The sequence below is a fragment of the Bowmanella yangjiangensis genome, assembly GCF_017255015.1.
Lineage (GTDB): Bacteria > Pseudomonadota > Gammaproteobacteria > Enterobacterales > Alteromonadaceae > Bowmanella > Bowmanella yangjiangensis.
This window is the reverse complement of the sequence record NZ_JAFKCS010000761.1, coordinates 1-350: the sequence shown is the minus strand read 5'-3', so window position 1 is coordinate 350 and position 350 is coordinate 1. Positions and strand designations below refer to the sequence as shown.

1 protein-coding gene is annotated in these 350 nt (G+C 70.6%); it reads right to left on the bottom strand.

Going from position 1 to position 350, the window contains the following annotated elements; genetic code table 11:
- Positions 1 to 350: TAXI family TRAP transporter solute-binding subunit (locus tag J0A65_RS26580; RefSeq protein WP_206597174.1), on the bottom strand; the 350-nt coding region annotated here is incomplete at both ends.

The following is a 350-nucleotide window of genomic DNA, read 5'->3' as shown; positions in this document are numbered from 1 at the left end:
CGGGCCGACGAAGAACGCCGCGTCCAGTTCGCCGGCCAGCAGTGCGCGTGCGGCCTTGCCGCCGCCGATGTTCTGCCAGGTGTCGGGATACTGCTCGGGCAGGATCGCGTTGGCGCCGAGGATGGCGTCGCTGGCAGCGCGGGTGCCGCTGCCCTCGCCACCCAGGCCGAGCTTCAGCGGCAACAGGTCGGCGATGCGGTCCAGGCCGGTTTCACGGCGATAGAACAGCCAGAGCGGCTCCTGATAGATCGCCCCCAGGCTCTGCAGGCGGGTCTGCTCGTCCGGCGACAGTTGCCGCTCCAGGCCGCTTTGCACCAGGCCGATCTGCACGGCCGGGTCATCGGCCAGCA